We start from the raw sequence: 13070 nt of genomic DNA on the forward strand, positions 1-13070 counted from the left end.
GGAGACGACACATGTCTCACTTCCCGCCGGAAACGCGGCATGATTCCAGCGGGAAGCGAGACACGGGGCGGCGCACGACGCACTGATGTCTCACGCGTCGCGGGAAAGGCCGGGGTATTTCCGCCGCGCGTGAGACATGCGAAGAGGAAGAAGAGGAACAGCGCATGACAGAGGCTGAGGGCATCCGCCTGCAGAAGGTGCTCGCGAACGCCGGTGTGGCATCCCGCCGTGTCTCGGAGCAGCTCATCGTCGAAGGGCGCGTGCGCGTCAACGGCACCGTCGTCACCGAGCTCGGCACGCGCATCGACCCCGAGAAGGACCTCGTCGACGTCGACGGGACGGCCGTTCAGCTTGACACGACGAAGCGGTACGTCATGCTCAACAAGCCCACGGGCGTCGTGAGCACCATGAAGGACGACCGCGGCCGCCCCGACCTGCGCCGCTTCACGCGCGAGTGGGAGGAGCGCCTCTACAACGTCGGCCGGCTCGACGCCGACACGAGCGGCCTGCTCGTCCTGACCAACGACGGCGAGCTCGCCCACGTGCTCGCCCACCCGAGCTTCGGCGTCACGAAGGTCTACATCGCGAAGGTCGAGGGGCGGGTGACGCCGCAGACGATCGCGAAGCTCACGCGCGGCATCGAGCTCGAGGATGGCCCGATCGCCGCCGACAAGGCCCGCCTGCTCGACACCTCGGGCGACTCGAGCCTCGTCGAGCTCACCCTGCACTCGGGGCGCAACCGGATCGTGCGCCGCATGATGGCGGCGGTCGGCCATCCGGTTCTCGAGCTCGTGCGCCGCCAGTTCGGGCCCCTGCACCTGGGAACCCTCCCAGTGGGCCAGACTCGCGAGCTGACTAAAGTGGAGCGTGGCGCGCTGCTGACCCTGTCGCGTCGTGAGACGGATGCTCCGCCCGCCGATGGCGTCGAGACTCCGGCATCGGAGGAGCAGGAGACCTCGTGAGCGAGAGCGGCATGCCGAGCGGCGTCGTGTCCGACGCCGCTCCGACGACCGTGAGCGGCCGGGCCGCCCGCGTCACGGGCACCGTCCGCGTCGTCGGATCCGGCCTCCTCGGCGCGAGCATCGGGCACGCGCTCACGCAGCACGGCGTCGACGTCGCGCTCGCCGACACGTCGCCGTCGCAGCTGCGGCTCGCAGTGGACTACGGGGCGGGCCGCCCCGCTGCGGATGGCGACGAGCCCGCGATCGTCGTCGTGTGCGTTCCGCCGGACGTCGTCGCCGACGTCGTCGCGTCGGAACTCGCGCGCTTCCCGCGCGCGGTCGTCACGGATGTCGCATCGGTCAAGCTCGAGCCGCTGCGGGCCCTGCGCGCGCGCGGCGTCGACCTCACGCACTACATCGGCTCGCATCCCATGGCCGGTCGCGAGCGCGGCGGGGCGATCTCCGCGCGCGCCGACATCTTCACCGGGCGCCCGTGGGTGATCTGCCGCGACGGCGAGACGCCCGCGGCCGACCTCGCGCGCATCGAGGCCCTCGCGCTCGACCTCGGCGCCGTGCCGGTCGAGATGACGCCCGAGGAGCACGACCGCTCGGTGGCGCTCGTGTCGCACGTGCCCCAGGTCGTCGCGTCCCTGCTCGCGGCGCGCTTCGCGGACGCCCCCGACCTCTCTCTGAGCCTCGCCGGGCAGGGCGTGCGCGACACCACGCGCATCGCGCACTCGGCGCCCGAGCTGTGGGTGCAGATCCTCAGCGCGAACGCCGAGCCCGTCGTCGAGGCGCTCGACGCGCTCGCCGCGGATCTCGCCGCGGCCGCGGAGGCCCTCCGCGCCCCTGACGCCCCGGGCGCCCGTCGCGCGATCGCCGAGACCATCCGCCGCGGCAATGTCGGCGTGGAGCGCCTGCCGGGCAAGCACGGCCAGCGCCGACGCTTCGAGTCGCTCGTCGTCATGGTCGACGACGTGGCGGGCCAGCTCGGTCGGCTGTTCGGCGACCTCGGCGAACTCGGCGTGAACGTCGAGGACTTCCGACTCGAGCACTCTCCGGGGGCCCCGCTCGGCCTCGCGGAGATCGCGGTCGACCCGGCCATCCTGAGCGCCGCCGTGGAGGGCCTCGAGTCCCGCGGCTGGCGGATTGCGAGCACCAGTGACTGAACCCTTCTTCATCGGCATCGACGGCCCCGCGGGCGCGGGCAAGTCGAGCGTCTCCAAGGAGAGCGCCCGGCGTCTCGGCTACGGCTACCTCGACACCGGGTCGGTGTACCGCGCCCTCGCATGGCACGTGCTCGCCGCCGGCGCCTCGACCGACGACGCCGACGCGGTCCTCGCGGCGTTCGAGACCTTCGAGCCCGTGGTCTCCCTCGATCCCGATGTGCGGACCATCCGCGTGGGCGAGACCGACGTGACCCAGGCCATCCGCACGCCCGAGACCTCTGCCGCCGTGAGCGGTGTCGCGCGCGTGCTGCCGGTGCGGGAGAAGGTCAACGCGCTCTTCCGCGCGCTCGTGGCGGAGTCGGGGCTCCCAGGCGTCGTCGTCGAGGGGCGCGATATCACGACCGTCGTCGCGCCTGACGCGCCCGTGCGCATCCTGCTCACGGCCCACCCCGACGTGCGCGCGGCACGGAGGTCGGCCGAGCTCGGCGACCCCGACACGGCTGCCGTGGCGGAGGCGATGCGCAAGCGCGACGCGTCAGACAGCAAGGTCGTCGACTTCCTCCACGCCGCGCCCGGGGTGGACGTCGTCGACACGACCGACTTGGATTTCGACCAGAGCGTCGCCGCCGTGCTCGCGGTGATCGACGAGAAGACGGGAGGCCGGGATGGCCGCTGAGAACGAGTACGAGGGCGAGCCGGACCGGCTCGCCGAGAAGCTCGCGGAGCTCGACGAGGAGCTCGTCGAGCGCCGCGCGGAGACCCTGCGCGCGAGCCTCGAGGACTACGAGCTCGACGACGAGGATGCGGCGCTGCTCGCCGGCCTGCACGACGAGGGCGACGGGATCGAGTACCTTCCGGCACTGCCGGTCATCGCGATCGTCGGCCGCCCGAACGTCGGCAAGTCGGCGCTCGTCAACCGGATTCTCGGTCGCCGCGAGGCCGTCGTCGAGGACACGCCGGGCGTCACGCGCGACCGCGTGACCTACAAGGCCGAGTGGCTCGGCCGTCGGTTCTCGCTCGTCGACACGGGCGGATGGGAGCCCGATGCGAAGGGCATCGACCGGTCGGTCGCCCTCCAGTCGGAGGTCGCGATCGAGCTGGCCGACGTCATCCTCTTCGTCGTGGACGCGACGGTGGGCGCGACCTCGACCGACGAGCACGTCGTCCGCCTGCTGCGCAAGACGTCGAAGCCCGTCTTCCTCGTCGCGAACAAGGTCGACGACGCGCGTCACGAGCCTGAGGCCGCCGCCCTGTGGAACCTGGGCCTCGGCGAGCCGCACCCGGTCTCGGCCATCCACGGCCGCGGCGTCGCGGACCTGCTCGACGCCGTGCTCGCGAAGACGCCCGACGTGTCGGCCGTCGCCAAGCACGAGATCGGCGGGCCGCGTCGTGTGGCCATCCTCGGCCGCCCCAACGTCGGCAAGTCGTCGCTGCTCAACAAGGCGGCCGGCGAGGAGCGCGTGGTCGTCAACGACCTGGCGGGCACGACGCGCGACCCCGTGGACGAGGTCGTGGAGCTCGGCGGCAAGCTGTGGCGTCTCGTCGACACCGCGGGCATCCGCCGCCGGGTGCACATGCAGCAGGGCGCGGACTTCTACGCCTCGCTGCGCACCTCGGCCGCGCTCGAGAAGGCGGAGGTCGCGGTCGTCGTGCTCGACGTGACCCAGCCGATCAGCGAGCAGGACGTGCGCATCATCGACCTCGTGCTCGAGTCGGGGCGCGCGCTCGTGCTCGCGTTCAACAAGTGGGACATGCTCGACAGCCCCGAGATGATCAACCAGGATCGCCGCCGCTACCTCGAGCGCGAGATCGAGCAGGATCTCGCGCACGTCGCGTGGGCGCCGCGCGTGAACATCTCGGCGAAGACCGGCCGTCGTTTGGACAAGCTCGTGCCCGCCCTCGAGCAGGCGCTCGAGTCGTGGGACCAGCGCATCCCGACCGGCAAGTTCAACGCGTTCATCACGGAGCTCGTCGCGGAGCACCCGCACCCGCTCCGAGGCGGCAAGCAGCCGCGCATCCTGTTCGGCACGCAGGCGGGCACGCGTCCGCCGACCTTCGTGCTCTTCACGACCGGCTTCCTCGACCCGGGCTACCGCCGCTTCGTGCAGCGACGCCTGCGCGAGCTGTACGGCTTCGAGGGCACGCCGATCGTCATCAACATGCGCGTGCGCGAGAAGCGCCAGCGCCGATAGGCGCCGACCGTCGCAAGGGCGCCCCTCTCGGAGGGGCGCCCTTCGTGCGTCTGCGGGGTGGCCCGCCGGGGCGGGGTGGGTCGCGGCGCCGGATGGCCGCGGCGCCGGCAGCGTGCGTGTGTGGATTCGGATCGGTGGGGCTGGTGTGCGCGTGTCATGCTCACGGGGCGACTTGTGCACCGCCGGTCCGATTTCAGGAACGGCGGATGGCCGCGGCGCTGGCAGCGTGCGTGTCCGGATTCGGATCGGTGGGGCTGGTGTGCGCGTGTCGTGCTCAGGGGGCGACTTGTGCACCGGTGCTCCGAATCCAGGGACGGCTGAGCGAGACGCCGGATGGTGACAGCGGATGGCGGCGCCCGCGCGTGATCCGGCTCGCGCGGGCATATGCGAGGCTGGAAGGGTGACGATCGAACCTCCCGCGCCCGGTGAGCCGCGACGGCCTCACGGCCCGCGCGACCCGGGTGACGCGTGGGTGGTCGCGGAGGACGGCACGCGCTACTGGGGCCGCTTCGGCGCTGCCGGGCTCCTCGCCGTCGATCCCGCGCGCGGTGTTCTCCTGCAGCACCGCGTCGGGTGGAGCCACTTCGGCGGAACCTGGGCCCTGCCGGGCGGCGCGCTGCACCAGGGCGAGAGCCCGCTGCGAGGCGCGGTCCGCGAGGCTCAGGAGGAGGCGGGCGTGCCGGATGGTGCGATCGTCCCGCGCTTCACGCATGTGTTCGATGCCCGCATCTGGCGGTACACGACCGTCGTCGCCGATGTCGCCGATCCGTTCGAACCCGTGATCAGCGACCCTGAGAGCCTCGAGCTCGCGTGGGTGCCGCCCGCGATCGTCGACGCGCTGCCGCTTCATCCGGGGTTCGCTGCCGCGTGGCCCGATCTGCGTGCTCGTCTGGACATCCGTCCGGCTGTGCTCGTCGACGCGGCGAACGTCGTCGGCGCGGTGCCCGACGGGTGGTGGCGCGACCGCCAGGGCGCCGCCACACGGCTGCGCGACCGCATCGCCCGCCTGGCCGAGCGCGGTATCGAGGCACCGACGCTGGGGCTCGAGGGCATGCGGTGGTTTCCGCTGTTCGCGATGGTGGTCGAAGGCGCTGCGCGCGGCGTCGAGGACGCGGATGGCGTGCGCGTGTTCTCCGCGGATGGCTCGGGCGATGACGAGATCGTCCGTCGTGCCCAGGCGATGGTCGCGTCCGGGCTGCGGCTCACTGTCGTCACGAGCGATCGGGAGCTGCGTCGGCGGCTGGACGAGGTCGGCGCGGCTGTCGAGGGGACGCGCTGGCTCCTCGAGCAGCTGGACTGATCTCGGTGCTCAGCCGCGCCCGAGCAGCTTGTCGATCTCTCGTCGCTCGCGCTTCGTCGGGCGGCCTGCGCCACGGTCACGTGTGACGATCGGCGCGACGAACTCACGAGGCGGTGGCGGGGGAGTGCGGTCCTCATACGCCTCTGCTGCGAGTGGCGCCGACACGCGCTTCTGGAGCATCCCGCGGACGCCGAGGATCCGATCGAAGCCGTTGATGCGCACGCGCACCTCGTCGCCGACCTTCACGGCGTAGGCCGCCTTCACGTGGTCGCCGTTGACCCGCACGTGTCCGCCGCGGATCGCCGTGGTCGCCGCGGACCGGGTCTTGTAGACGCGCACCGCCCACAGCCAGACGTCGATTCGAACGGACTCGCTCATGATCCGTCCATCGTACGGCGCGCTCGCCGCAGGGCGGTCAGAGGCGCAGAGCGACCACCGCTCGCGATGGGGTCGGGTGCGCGATGACCTCGAACCCCGCATTCGCGAACGTCGAGAGGGTCCCGACGTAGAGGTCGTTAGACCGCGTCTCGCGACGGGAGTCCGTGTCGATGGGGTACGCCTCGAGCACGCGCGCCCCGTTGCTTCGTGCATAGTCGACGGCCGCGTCGAGCAGCGCGCGCGTGATGCCCAGGCCGCGGTGCTCGCGGCGGATGGAGAAGCACGTGATGGCCCAGACGCCGTCGTCCTCCAGAGGCTCCTGTGTTCCCGACTTCACGATGCGCGACCGCAGAACGCGCCGCTGCGCCGGTCGCGGGCCCACGCGCACCCAGCCGGCGGCCCGGCCATCCGCGTAGGCGACGAGGCCCGGGGGTGGACCGGCGTCGATCTCGTCGCGCAGCATGCGCTCGCGCTCTTCGACGGAGGTGGTCTCCCACTCCTTGTTCGGAAGCACGGGCCACATGCACTGGCAGCTGCGGCCGTCGCCGCCGCCCGTGAGGGCGCTCTGCACGTCGTGCCACTGCGCCGTGGTGGCCGGCGCCGTCGTGATCTCAGCCATGCCCCGACGCTACCCCCGACCGCCGACACACGCGGCGGTCGTGTGGGTTCGCGGCACCTCGTTCGACCCGGTAGACTGTTCGAGTTGTCCGCGTTCACGCGGGCTACGGGCTGTGGCGCAGCTTGGTAGCGCACTTGACTGGGGGTCAAGGGGTCGCAGGTTCAAATCCTGTCAGCCCGACGTAAAAGCCCTGATGAGAAAATGTTCTCATCAGGGCTTCGTCATGTTCAGAGGCGGGTTTTCGTCGGTCCCCCTCTGGTCCCTCGCCGAGGAGCCCGTGCGTCTCCCGGCGCTCCGGGCGGCTGCTTCGCGCGTCCGGACGGTCTCGCCTGTGGATAAGGGGCCCAAAAGGGGACCAGAGCGCCCGATCGTGACTCCGGGCCCCGCGTCACAGGGACCTCGACGCGTCGCGGCGGCTCGGCCTGCTGGCCTTGGCGGATCGGGCGAGAAGGTGTTGGCCTGCTCGGCGGCTGATGCGAGGCGGCGGTCGTCGGGGTGGAGGTATCCGCGGGTGATCTCGACGGAGGCGTGGCCGAGGACGTCTTGGAGGACGTGGAGCGGGATGCCTGCGTCGGCCATCCAGGTGGCTCCGGTGTGCCGGAGGCCGTGCCGGGTGAGATCGGGCAGCCCGAGGTCCTTGACGATCTGGTCCCAGTTCGTCGCGTCTCTGACGGTCGCGGTCGTGAGGGCGCCGCCTTTCGGGCCGACCAGAAGCCCGTCCTCTGGCTCCTTGCCTTCCGCGAGACGTTCCAGGATCGGCCGGAGCGGGTCAAGGATCGGGACCAGGCGCTCCCTGCGGCCCTTGGTCTGCTTCGTGATGAGTCCGCCCTTGCCGGGGTAGGTCTGCCGGGCGATGACGACGATCTTCTTGTCGAACCGGACGTCGCTGGCCTGAAGACCCGAGACCTCGGAAGAGCGCGCGGCGAGGAGCGCGGCAAGCATGACGAAGTCCGAGTAGGACTGGTGGATCTTCCCGCAGGCGTCCGCGAGCTTGGTCAGGGTGCCGATGGTGGGGATGGCGTGCGCGCGGGGCGAGGCTTGCTCGGCGGGCTGGGTTCGGAAGGCGTTGCGGTTTATGCTGCGCTTGGCGCGGTTCTTCGCGGGGTTGATCGGGATGAGCCCGTCGCGCACTGCTTCGTCGAGGACGCGGACGAGAGGGGCGATCGAGTTCTTGATCGTGGACGCCCCGTGGCGTCCTCCGAGACGTCGACGGTGCGGTTGATCACGCCGGTGTTGCGACTGCTGCTGCTGCGCTCGCCGTGCTCGCGGCGGGTGTGGCTCATGCGTGTGCGGGGCGTTGGAGCTCGGCGATGGAGGCCCCGTCATCGTCGCCGTGTCCCTGCGCGATGGCCTGGTCGAGCACTGTGCGCAGGGCTTTCCGAAGAGAAGGGTGAGTCCTCCGGTCCGTGCGGCATCCAGGGCGAGATGTACGTCCTTGCGTCCCAGGCGGGTGGTGAAGCCGCCGGGCTGGTACCGGCGTTCGGCGATCAGAGCGCCGTAGGAGGTGTAGACGGCGCCGGGAAACAGGGTCGTGGTGAGCAGGTCAACGAGCTGGTCTGTAGAGACGCCGACCTGCTCGGCCATGTGCGCGACGGTCTTCACTGTGCCACCACCTCTCGTGCGGCGGTGAAGACGTTTGCGGCGCGGATGACCGCATCGAGCGTGGCGGTGAGGGTGGAGCGATTGCGTCCGGCGGTCCAGGCGGAGCCCTCGGGTGTGCGGTACTCGATGAGGGTCAGGGCTTCGGCATCCGCGCCCGACCGCATCGAGCTCTGGTGCAGCGAGAGGATTTCCAGCGTGATCCCCTGGGCGTCGAGAGCGTCGACGAGGGCTTCGGCCGGGCCTGTGCCGTCGTGGGCGGAGCGGTGCTCGACGCCGTCGATGTGGACGGTGACCTCGGTTCTGGCAGTGGCCTCGTCGACGCGCAATGCGCTCAGTCGCACGGCGACGTCGGGGTTCTCGGGCAGGTACACGGAGGTGAAGATGTTCCAGAGGTCGTCGGCGGTGACCTCGTCGCCGGTGGCATCAGTGTGCCGCTGCACGTGGCGGGAGAGGTCGATCTGGAGGCGTCGGGGCAGCTCGATGCCGTACTCGGTCTCCAGCAGGTAGGCGATGCCGCCCTTGCCGGACTGGGAGTTCACGCGGATGACGGCGTCGTAGCTGCGGCCGATGTCTGCCGGGTCGATCGGCAGGTAGGGGACCCGCCAGGCGATCTCGCTCTCGTCGCGTCCTTCGGCCGCAGCGCGGGCGCGATGCTCGGCGAAGCCCTTCTTGATGGCGTCCTGATGAGTCCCGCTGAACGCGGTGTGCACGAGATCGCCGACGTAGGGGTGCCGAGGGTGGACGTCGATGCGGTTGCAGTACTCGACGGTGCGGCGGATCTCGTCGATGTCGGAGAAGTCGATCATCGGGTCGACGCCCTGCGCGTGCAGGTTGAGGGCGAGGGTGGCGATGTCGACGTTGCCGGTGCGCTCGCCGTTGCCGAAGATGCAGCCCTCGACGCGCTGGGCGCCGGCGAGGACGGCGAGCTCGGCGCAGGCGATTCCCGTTCCCCGGTCGTTGTGGGGGTGAACGGACAGGATGACGCCGCCGCGGCGCGCGAGGTGGGTGTGCATGTACTCGATCTGGTCGGCGTACACGTTGGGGGTGGCGATCTCGACGGTGGCGGGGAGGTTCAGGATGACGGGGCGCTCGGGCCTCGCATCCCACAGCTCGGTCATCGCGTCGCAGATCCCGATGACATAGTCGGGCTCGGTGAGGTTGAACACCTCAGGGCTGAATTCGAACCGCACGTTCGGCAGGTCCCCGGCGAACTCCAGCACGTCCCTTCCACCGGCGAGGATCATTTCCCGCAGCTCGTCGCGGTCCTTGCCGAGGACGGTGTCGCGCCAAGTCGGAGCAGTCGCGGTGTACATGTGGATCACGACCTCGTTGCGGATGCCGCGGATCGACTCGACAGTGCGCTCAATGAGGTCGCGGCGCGCAGGGGTGAACACGACGATCGTGACGTCGTCGGGGGCGATGTCGGTCTCGGCGATGAGCCGGACGAAGTCATAGTCGGTCTGGGACGCCGAGGGGTACCCGACTTCGATCTCGGTGTAGCCCATCCGCACCATCAGCTCGAAGAACCGGCGCTTGCGGTCGGGGTCCATCGGCTCCGCGAGGGCCTGGTTGCCGTCGCGCAGATCGACCGGGACCCACAGCGGCGCCTGGGTGAGCCGTCGGTTCGGCCATTGCCGGTCGGCTCCGAGGGGCACCTCGACGCGGGAGTAGGCGTCGGCGTAGCGGTGCGAGGGCATGCCGGAGGGGCGCTGCCGGTTCCAAGAGGGGGCGATCGTGGTGGTCATGTCACGCAGTCCTTCAGGGTCTTCGGGATGTAGACCGGCGCAGCGTTCGGCTCCACGGCGGGGAGCCGGTCTGGCTACGCCCCGCCGTGGCGGCGAAGAAGGAGAGTGAAGGTGAGCACGGGTAGACTGTAACACAAGTCCTCAGACAAGTAGAGGAGATGAGATGGCTCAACTCAGACGCGTCCCCTTGGCGGATCAGGCGGCCGATGCCCTGTTCGCGCGCATCCGCGCGGGGGAGTGGGCGCTGGGCGCAAAGCTCCCCGGCGAGACGACGCTGGCGCCGCAGCTCGGGGTGGGACGGTCCACGGTGCGTGAGGCGATCCGCCAGCTCGCCGGTCGCGGCATCCTCGATTCCCGTCAGGGGTCGGGCGTGTACGTGACGGCGCTGGAGGCACCCGAGGACTGGGAGCAGGTGCTGCGCCGCGCCGACATCGTCACCGTGATCGAGGCGCGTACCGCGATCGAGGTCGAAGCCGCATCCCTCGCCGCCACCCGCCGGACTCCGTCCGATCTGCGCATGATACGGCGGGCGCTGGCACTGCGCACGAGCCCGGGTCAGAGCGTGGAGGAGCATGTGGATGCCGATATGGCCTTGCACCGCACGATCGTGGTCGCCGCGCATAACGAGGTGCTGACCGAGCTGTTCGACGGGTTCGTGCCGCGGGTGCGGCGCGCGATGGTCGACATGCTCCGCATCCGCCCCGTGCACGACGCGAGCGCGGATCAGGATGCGCATGCCGTCGTGGTGGACGCGATCGCCGACCGGATGCCGGATGCCGCCGCCCGCGCCAGCCGCGCCCACCTCGATGCCCTCAAGGCAGGCTTCGCGTGAGCGCCGAGCCGGTCGTAGTGCTTGACGAGGTGACGTTCCGCAGGGCTGGGAGAGAAATCCTGAACCGCGTGTCGCTGCGGATCAATCCCGGGGAGCACTGGGTGCTGATCGGCCCGAACGGGGCGGGCAAGAGCACGGTCCTCGGTCTCTGCGGCGCCCGCACGTTCCCCACCAGCGGCACCGTCGACCTTCTGGGTCATCGGGTGGGTCGTATCGAACTGCTCGCGCTGCGTCGCCGCATCGGCCACGTCGACCCGCGGCATCCGCTCGAATCCCCGCTCACCATCACCGACGTCGTTCTCACCGGGGTCACCGGCACCACCGAGCTCATGATGCGCTGGCAGCCCACTACCGCCGACCGCCGCCGCGCGGCCGAGCTGATCGACCTGCTCGGCCTCGACGGGAAAGCCGAAGAGCGATGGCCGACCCTCTCCCAAGGTGAACGGGGGCGGGCGCTCATCGCCCGCGCGCTGATGAGCGATCCATCGCTCCTGCTGCTCGACGAGCCCTCGACCGGCCTCGATGTCGCCGCGAGAGAGCAGCTGCTGGAGACGATCGACCGGCTCGCCGCGAGCCATCCTGATCTCGCGTCCGTGCTCGTGACTCACCATCTCGAAGAGATCCCGGAAGCGGCCACGCACGCTCTCCTTCTTGCCCATGGCAGTATGGTCGGCGCTGGTCCCGTGTACGACACGCTCACGACCCACCTCGTGAGCCAGGCGTTTGAGCACCCCATCGTCGTCGACCACAGCGAGGGGCGATGGCGCGCCCGCAGCCTCCGCTCCGTCCGCAGCGCCTGAGCATCCTCAGTCTTCGGCGACGCGCAGAGGAGTGCCGTCGGTGACCGCGCCGAGCTGCCGTGCAAGGTAGTCGGTGTCGACGCGATGCCGGCCGCTGGTCATCACCAGCACCGGTTCGTCGTCGGCGAGGAAGAGCAGGCTGCTCGTGATCGCTTCCACCTCGCAGCCGAGCGCGGAGGCGGCATCCCGCCGCGGTGCGGGTGGAATCCGGCCCGGACCATAGCGCGTGGGCTTCCTTGCGCGATGGCGCTCGCGGTAGCCGTCAATCCCTTAGACCGCCTGTACGGGGCGATCCAGCACCTCCCGCTCGGCGTGGCGGCCGGGTGAGAGTTCTCGCGCTCGGGCTTCGTCGTTGATGCCGGTCAGGTCGGTGTCCGTGGTCCGAACGACGCTCGCCGGATGGCTCGGCGACGGACCTATACGGATCAGCAGCTCGAACGTCTGAGGTGCACGGCGTCACGGCCGCGCCCTTCCACGCCGCCAAAGACGCTTCTGGCCCGCGTCTCGTCGGTCTCTCGCCGGACGGCGCACCTGTAGCCCCGATCGAATTCTCTCCCACGCCGAGCTCGTGACCGCGTCGCCTAGGCTTCTTCTGTTCACGGCCCGCAGGAGCAGCGCATGACGGATTCCCGACCCGCAGTCGTTCTGATGCACGGCTGGCCGGTCACTCGTCTGCACTGGCGACGGCTCACGCCGGCACTCGCGGACGCGGGGTTCGCGGTCGTCGAGTTCGACCTCCCAGGGCTCGGCGCGGCGGTGCCGCCGGAGCTGCCGGACCTCGCGAAGCAGTCGCTGGCCGAGTGGATGCACGACTCCCTGCGGCGGCGCGGGCTCGAGCGGTACGCGGTGATCGGCCACGACTGGGGCGGCACCGTGGGCACCCTCCTCGCGGCGACGGCTCCGGACACGGTGACCGCCCTCGTCATCGAGGAGGAGATCCTCCCGGGCGTGGATGTCGCCATCCCGGCCCCCGGCAGCGATCACTATCCGAGTTGGCACGGGCCGTTCAACCGGGCAGCCGGACTCGCCGAGAGCCTCGTGCCCGGTCGCGAGCGGGCTTACTACGGCGGGTTCCTCGCGCAGAGCGCGGGGCCGCTCCCTCTCGATCCCCAGATCGTCGACGAGTACGTCGCCGCGTACGTCGGCGAGGAGCGACTCGCCGCAAGCCTCTCCTACTACCGCAGTCCGGCAGCGGACGCGCGTGCCGTTCGTCGAATCGCCGACGACCCGATCCGCACGCCGGTGCTCGCGCTCGGCGGGGAGTTCGGCATGGGCAGCGCCGTCGAGGAGGGGATGAGGGGCCTCGCGAACCACGTCACCGGCCGTGTCCTCCCTGGAGCGGGCCACTATCCGGCCGAGCAGAATCCCGACGCCGTCATCGACACGGTCATTCCGTTCCTGCGCGCCCACGCGGACTGATCTGCGGGACAGGCGCCCAGCGAAACCAGGTTGGGCTTCGGGCGTGTGCGTCGGCTCTCCTGACCGCCATCGG

At 70.5% G+C, this 13070-nt stretch carries 13 protein-coding genes and 1 tRNA gene; 9 read left to right on the forward strand and 5 right to left on the reverse strand.

The window, feature by feature from the left end:
• Window positions 1–164: 164 nt before the first annotated feature.
• The 5 genes from ACOWU6_RS07150 to ACOWU6_RS07170 all read left to right on the forward strand — a co-directional run bounded on the left by ACOWU6_RS07150 (window position 165) and on the right by ACOWU6_RS07170 (window position 5602).
• Entirely contained in the window at window positions 165–962 is a 798-nt protein-coding gene (locus ACOWU6_RS07150) for a pseudouridine synthase (RefSeq protein ID WP_421075237.1), read from the forward strand.
• Window positions 963–973: 11 nt separating this feature from the next.
• A complete protein-coding gene (locus ACOWU6_RS07155; protein WP_282979241.1) occupies window positions 974–2110 on the forward strand; it encodes a prephenate dehydrogenase in 1137 nt (378 codons plus the stop codon).
• A complete protein-coding gene (gene cmk / locus ACOWU6_RS07160) occupies window positions 2103–2786 on the forward strand; it encodes a (d)CMP kinase (protein WP_271173375.1) in 684 nt (227 codons plus the stop codon). The genes ACOWU6_RS07155 and cmk overlap by 8 nt, the downstream gene beginning before the upstream one ends.
• Window positions 2776–4302, forward strand: coding sequence for a ribosome biogenesis GTPase Der (gene der / locus ACOWU6_RS07165; protein ID WP_282979224.1), 1527 nt, complete (start codon window positions 2776–2778; stop codon window positions 4300–4302). Before cmk ends, der begins: the two co-directional genes overlap by 11 nt.
• Window positions 4303–4702: 400 nt before the next feature.
• Entirely contained in the window at window positions 4703–5602 is a 900-nt protein-coding gene (locus tag ACOWU6_RS07170) for an NUDIX domain-containing protein (protein WP_421075238.1), read from the forward strand.
• 9 nt (window positions 5603–5611) lie between these two features.
• Here the strand turns inward: ACOWU6_RS07170 and ACOWU6_RS07175 are convergent, their stop codons facing one another.
• Window positions 5612–5980 carry an RNA-binding S4 domain-containing protein gene (locus ACOWU6_RS07175; RefSeq protein WP_271173372.1) on the reverse strand — a complete coding sequence of 123 codons (369 nt, stop codon included), beginning with the start codon at window positions 5978–5980 and terminating at the stop codon, window positions 5612–5614.
• 37 nt (window positions 5981–6017) lie between these two features.
• Window positions 6018–6599, reverse strand: a complete 582-nt coding sequence (locus ACOWU6_RS07180; protein ID WP_421075239.1) for a GNAT family N-acetyltransferase — start codon at window positions 6597–6599, stop codon at window positions 6018–6020.
• A 106-nt stretch (window positions 6600–6705) separates the two neighbouring features.
• On the opposite strand from ACOWU6_RS07180, the gene ACOWU6_RS07185 reads away from it, so the two are divergent.
• A tRNA-Pro gene (locus ACOWU6_RS07185) sits at window positions 6706–6779 on the forward strand.
• 30 nt (window positions 6780–6809) lie between these two features.
• Here the strand turns inward: ACOWU6_RS07185 and ACOWU6_RS07190 are convergent.
• Both ACOWU6_RS07190 and ACOWU6_RS07195 read right to left on the reverse strand, forming a co-directional pair.
• On the reverse strand, window positions 6810–8183 hold the full coding sequence (locus tag ACOWU6_RS07190; RefSeq protein ID WP_421075240.1) for a tyrosine-type recombinase/integrase: 1374 nt from the start codon (window positions 8181–8183) through the stop codon (window positions 6810–6812).
• Window positions 8184–8197: 14 nt separating this feature from the next.
• The gene (locus ACOWU6_RS07195) at window positions 8198–9946 is read right to left on the reverse strand and encodes a 2-isopropylmalate synthase (protein ID WP_271173362.1); all 1749 of its coding nucleotides are present in this window, start codon (window positions 9944–9946) and stop codon (window positions 8198–8200) included.
• A 163-nt stretch (window positions 9947–10109) separates the two neighbouring features.
• Between ACOWU6_RS07195 and ACOWU6_RS07200 the strand changes: the two genes are divergently transcribed.
• Together ACOWU6_RS07200 and ACOWU6_RS07205 are read left to right on the forward strand one after the other, a co-directional pair.
• The gene (locus ACOWU6_RS07200) at window positions 10110–10778 is read left to right on the forward strand and encodes a FadR/GntR family transcriptional regulator (RefSeq protein WP_421075241.1); all 669 of its coding nucleotides are present in this window, start codon (window positions 10110–10112) and stop codon (window positions 10776–10778) included.
• Window positions 10775–11578, forward strand: coding sequence for an ABC transporter ATP-binding protein (locus ACOWU6_RS07205; protein ID WP_421075242.1), 804 nt, complete (start codon window positions 10775–10777; stop codon window positions 11576–11578). The genes ACOWU6_RS07200 and ACOWU6_RS07205 overlap by 4 nt, the downstream gene beginning before the upstream one ends.
• Before the next feature lie 6 nt (window positions 11579–11584).
• Here ACOWU6_RS07205 and ACOWU6_RS07210 read toward each other — a convergent pair whose 3' ends face one another.
• The gene (locus ACOWU6_RS07210; RefSeq protein ID WP_421075243.1) at window positions 11585–11737 is read right to left on the reverse strand and encodes a hypothetical protein; all 153 of its coding nucleotides are present in this window, start codon (window positions 11735–11737) and stop codon (window positions 11585–11587) included.
• A gap of 459 nt (window positions 11738–12196) precedes the next feature.
• Here ACOWU6_RS07210 and ACOWU6_RS07215 point away from each other — a divergent pair, with 459 nt between their 5' ends.
• The gene (locus tag ACOWU6_RS07215; RefSeq protein WP_421075244.1) at window positions 12197–12997 is read left to right on the forward strand and encodes an alpha/beta fold hydrolase; all 801 of its coding nucleotides are present in this window, start codon (window positions 12197–12199) and stop codon (window positions 12995–12997) included.
• The last annotated feature ends 73 nt before the right edge of the window (window positions 12998–13070 follow it).

Origin of the sequence: Microbacterium sp. SA156 (assembly GCF_049065455.1) — a bacterium.
GTDB classification, from domain to species: domain Bacteria; phylum Actinomycetota; class Actinomycetes; order Actinomycetales; family Microbacteriaceae; genus Microbacterium; species Microbacterium barkeri.